This window comes from Mesorhizobium sp. M7A.F.Ca.ET.027.03.2.1 (assembly GCF_003999175.1).
GTDB lineage: Bacteria > Pseudomonadota > Alphaproteobacteria > Rhizobiales > Rhizobiaceae > Mesorhizobium.
Genome location: NZ_RZOM01000502.1, coordinates 1 through 4,289, shown reverse-complemented (window position 1 = coordinate 4,289; position 4,289 = coordinate 1). Strand labels below are relative to the sequence as shown.

At 66.4% G+C, this 4,289-nt stretch carries 5 protein-coding genes; 2 read left to right on the top strand and 3 right to left on the bottom strand.

The annotated features are described in order from the left end of the window. Nucleotides 1-1,458, top strand: a 1,458-nt coding sequence (locus tag EN750_RS20780; RefSeq protein ID WP_127397508.1) for a cyclic nucleotide-binding domain-containing thioredoxin-disulfide reductase, incomplete at its 5' end; no start/stop codon positions are given. Then, nucleotides 1,455-1,763 carry a UBP-type zinc finger domain-containing protein gene (locus EN750_RS20775; protein WP_027161196.1) on the top strand — a complete coding sequence of 103 codons (309 nt, stop codon included), beginning with the start codon at nt 1,455-1,457 and terminating at the stop codon, nt 1,761-1,763. The genes EN750_RS20780 and EN750_RS20775, both read left to right, overlap by 4 nt. An 89-nt stretch (nt 1,764-1,852) precedes the next feature. Here the strand turns inward: EN750_RS20775 and EN750_RS20770 are convergent, their stop codons facing one another. The 3 genes from EN750_RS20770 to EN750_RS20760 all read right to left on the bottom strand — a co-directional run. Beyond that, entirely contained in the window at nt 1,853-2,227 is a 375-nt protein-coding gene (locus EN750_RS20770; RefSeq protein WP_127397507.1) for a YkvA family protein, read from the bottom strand. Between the two features lie 90 nt (nt 2,228-2,317). After that, nucleotides 2,318-2,497 carry a hypothetical protein gene (locus EN750_RS20765; protein WP_023814179.1) on the bottom strand — a complete coding sequence of 60 codons (180 nt, stop codon included), beginning with the start codon at nt 2,495-2,497 and terminating at the stop codon, nt 2,318-2,320. Nucleotides 2,498-2,627: 130 nt separating this feature from the next. Further along, the coding region (locus tag EN750_RS20760) for a transcriptional regulator (RefSeq protein WP_127397506.1) at nt 2,628-4,289 on the bottom strand (1,662 nt) is incomplete at its 5' end.

Below are 4,289 nucleotides of genomic sequence, written 5' to 3'. Positions count from 1 at the left end.
ATCGTCACGCATGGCCCAGGCAGCTTTGTCGGCGAGCTGGCGCAGCTTTCGGCCCGGCCCTCGCTGGTCAATGCGCAGGCCGCCGAACCGGTGGAGGCATTCGTCATCGCCTCGCAGCGACTGCGCGACCTGATGGTGCAGGAGGCCAATCTCGGCGAGCGCATCATGCGGGCGCTGATCCTGCGCCGCGTCGGGCTTTTGGAGAGCGCCACCAGCGGGCCGATCATCATCGGACCCCAGGACAATGCCGACGTGTTGCGGCTGCAGGGTTTCCTCGCCCGCAGCGGCCAGCCGCATCGCGTGCTCGATTCCGGCAGCGATCCCTGCGCCAAAACCCTGGTAGAACGCTTCGAGGTCGATCCGCACCACCTGCCGATCGTGCTCTGTCCAAACGGCAGGCTGCTGATGAACCCCGGCGAAAAGGACCTCGCCCGCTGCATCGGCCTGCTGCGGCCGATCGATGCCGAGACGGTGTATGACGTGGCCATCGTCGGCGCCGGCCCGGCGGGGCTGGCGGCGGCGGTCTATGCGGCCTCCGAAGGCCTATCGACGATCGTGCTCGACTGCCGTGCCTTCGGCGGTCAGGCCGGCGCCTCCTCGCGCATCGAGAACTATCTTGGTTTCCCCACAGGCATTACCGGCATGGCGCTGATGGCGCGCGCCTACAACCAGGCGCAGAAATTCGGCGTCGAAATGGTCATCCCGGACGAGGCGAAGCTTTTGAGCGCCGCCTCCGACGCGTCAGGCGCCCGCTATCTGCTCGATGTCGGCGATGGCGAGACCGTGCGCACGCGCAGCGTGGTGATCGCCAGCGGCGCGCGCTATCGCCGCCTCGACATCGCCAATCTGGCGCGGTTCGAGGGAACGTGCGTGCACTATTGGGCGTCGCCCATCGAAGGGCGGCTTTGCGCGGACCAGGAAGTGGCGCTGGTCGGCGCCGGCAATTCGGCCGGGCAGGCGGCTGTCTACTTGGCCAGTCATGCGCGCAAAGTGGCGCTGCTGGCGCGCGGCGGCAGCCTCGATGCCAGCATGTCGCGCTACCTGGTCGAACGCATCAAGGCGCAGCCGAACATCGAGGTGCTGACCGGGACCGAAATCGAGGCGCTGGACGGCGAAGAGGGCAATCTTGGCACGGTGCGATGGCGCAACCGCGCCAGCGGCGCGGAAACGACGCGCCCGATCCGCCATCTCTTTCTCTTCATCGGCGCCGACCCGAACACCGATTGGCTGGCGAATTGCGGTGTGGCGCTGGACGCCAGGGGGTTCGTGCGCACCGGATCGGAGCTGGGATCGGCGCAGATGGAGACCAGCCGCAGCGGCGTGTTCGCCATCGGCGACGTCCGCGCCGGTTCGGTCAAACGCGTCGCGGCGGCTGTCGGCGAAGGCGCCCAGGTGGTCGCGGCATTGCATGCATATCTCGCGCGCGCGGACGCACCTCAAACAGCAGGGAGACCATGATGGATGAATGCAGGCATACGCGCGACATCAGGAAGGTGACGCCGAGCGCGCTCGGCTGCGAGGAGTGCCTGAAGAGCGGGTCGCAATGGGTGCATTTGCGGCTCTGCCGCACCTGCGGCCATGTCGGCTGCTGCGACGACTCGCCCAACCGCCACGCCACCAAACATTTTCACGCCACCAAGCATCCGATCATCGAGGGCTACGATCCGCCGGAAGGCTGGGCATGGTGCTATGTCGACGAGGTGTTTGTCGACCTCGGGGACGACGTGACCCCGCAGAACGGCCCGATCCCGCGCTTTGTTTGAGCGGCGCCGCATGGCGACGGAATCCCGGGAAAAGCGCGATCCGTCCGGGCTTCATTGGCGGCGGTTTCCCCTGCTGAACGGCCTGGCAGTCAGTCGGCGAAATACAGATATCCCAGCCACCCGGCCAGCACGATCGAGGCAGTCCAGATACAAACAATGATCACCGCCGCGTAGCGGCTCACCGGCCTGTCGGCGGCCAGCGCGGCGGTCTTTCTGTGTTCCGCCATCACCTCGGGCGGTATCATCCTGACCACGGCAAGGACGCCCAAAGGGACAAGGATGACGTCGTCGAGATAGCCGATCACCGGAATGAAATCGGGGATCAGGTCGATTGGCGACAAGGCATAGCTTGCAACACACACGGCAAGCGCCTTGGCGTACCGGGGCGTTCGGGGATCGCGAGCGGCGAGGTAGAGCGCATGCACATCGCGCTTGATCGTTCGGGCCCACTCATTCAGTGCCATCGGATGATTTTAGCGCCAAATGAAAACCGCCGATAGCGCACGCCAGGCGCCCGCCTCCGACAGCATCTCGAAGAGCCGATGACCGCCGGTCTACCGCACGGAGCCGGTGACGGTCGGGTCGATCATGCTGGGAACGGATTTGCGTTCGTTGCCGGCAAGCGCCGCTATGATCAGCAGGCTGGCAACCACCGGGACAAACAGGATGGCAACGCGAGCTTGCACGTAAAAGATGGCGCGCCATTCATTGCGCTTGTCGGGGCTGTTGCTCATCATACTCACTTTGTCGGTCCCCCACGCGGTGACATAGCCGCGAACGGTTAAACAACTCCTTCCGACTTCGTTAACCCGGCGGATTTGAGGCGAAATTCCCAGGCGATCCCAGAGATGGCGATGCCAGGCTTCAGTTCAGCCCGATAAGCCTGGCGCCCTGCCGGAACAGCGCCACGGCGTCCGGCTCGAAGCGGAAGGTGCCGATGAAATCGTCGGCGCAATAGTCCGGCCTTGTCTTGCGGATGGCGGCGGCGAAGCCGCGCGCCTCGTCGAGCCGTCCGGCCAGCGCCAGGCAGTGCGCGGCGATCGCCAGTATGATGGCGTGGGCGTTGGGCCGCGCCGCCGCCTTCAGCGCCCACTCGGCCGCTTCCTCGAACTGGCCGAGCCGGACATGCGCCATGGCGCGTGCGCCCAGCATGCCGAACAGCAGCGGGTCGAACGGGCTGAGATGGCGCGAATGATCGGAAGAGCCTATCGCCGCTTGCGGGTCGCCCGACTGCGAATGCACGAAGGACAGCGCGTAGTGGCCGAGCGCGAAGTTGGGGCTGAGATCAACCGCCCGCTCGAGTTCGAGCAGCGAGCCGTCCTGCTCGCCGCGCAGCCACAGCGCCCGGCCCATCGCCCAATGCGCGGCCGGATTGTGGTCGTCGACCAGCAGGCTGTGTCCGGCGCTCTCGAAGGCCAGCGCGCTTTCGCGGTCGCGGTCGCCCCAGCGCTGGAAGGCGTTCTGCCAGTGGGTGAAGGACAGGCCAGCATAGGCGCGGGCAAAGGTCGGGTCGAGATGCAAGGCCTGGGCAAAGAAATGCCGCGCCTGTTCGTTTTCCGCCTGGGTGAAGCGGTACATGTGCCAGAGGCCGCGATGGTAGGCCTCCCAAGCGTTGAGCGAGCTGGGCGCCTTCAGCATGGCGCGGTTGCGCTCGACGGTTTCGATCTCGGCCGAGATCGAGGAGACGATGCTGTTGCCGATGTCGTCGAGCACGGAAAAGATGTCATCGGGCCTGCGCTCGAAGGTCTCGGCCCAGACGATCCTGGCGCTGCGCACCTCGATCAGTTCGACGCCGACGATGAGGCGGCCGGACGGGCTGCGCACCGTGCCGGTGGCGACATAGTCGACATTCAGCCGGCGGCCGGCATCCTCGGGCGCGATGTTCTGCTCTGCCAGCGCAAACACCGATCCGCGCGCGATGACGAAGAAATCCCTGAGCTTGGCCAGGCGGGTGATGATGTCGTGGGTGAAACCGTCGGCCAATCCGCCGCGCGTGCCGCCGCTCTCCTCGACAAACGGCATCACCGCCAGCGACGCGTGGCTGGGCTCGACCGGGCCGGGTACGGTGGTGGCCACCAGTGGCGATAGCGTGGACAGACAGGCCGCCTGTGTCCGTGGCGAGGACCCGGGCCGTTGTTCACGGATCGCCCGCCAAGCCGCGCGAAGCGGTGCGAAATCGAGCTCCTCCGACCGAAACAATCGCTCCGCCGAAGCCAGGTGCTGCTCTGCCGCGCCGGCCTCGCCGCGCCCGGCCAGATTGGACAGCAGCGCCAGATGTCCGCGCGTGTCGAACGGCGCCAGTTCCACCCATGTGTCGAGATGGGCGATCGCCTCGTCACTATGCGCCGGCAGGCTTGCGACAAGCCGTCCCAGAACGGCGGCATGGCAAGCGCTGAAGCGGCGGCGCTGCGCGATCAGCCAGCTGTTGAAATGCGGGCTGCGCTCGAGCTCCAGCCCGTCGAGAAAATCGCCGGCAAACAGTTTGGCCAGCGCCCGCAAGCGGTCGACATCAAGGCTGCCCAGCCC

Coding starts and splice junctions, on each gene's coding strand:
- EN750_RS20775 (WP_027161196.1), top strand. CDS start 1,455: ATGATGGATGAATGCAGGCATACGCGCGACATCAGGAAGGTGACGCCG.
- EN750_RS20770 (WP_127397507.1), bottom strand. CDS start 2,227: ATGGCACTGAATGAGTGGGCCCGAACGATCAAGCGCGATGTGCATGCG.
- EN750_RS20765 (WP_023814179.1), bottom strand. CDS start 2,497: ATGAGCAACAGCCCCGACAAGCGCAATGAATGGCGCGCCATCTTTTAC.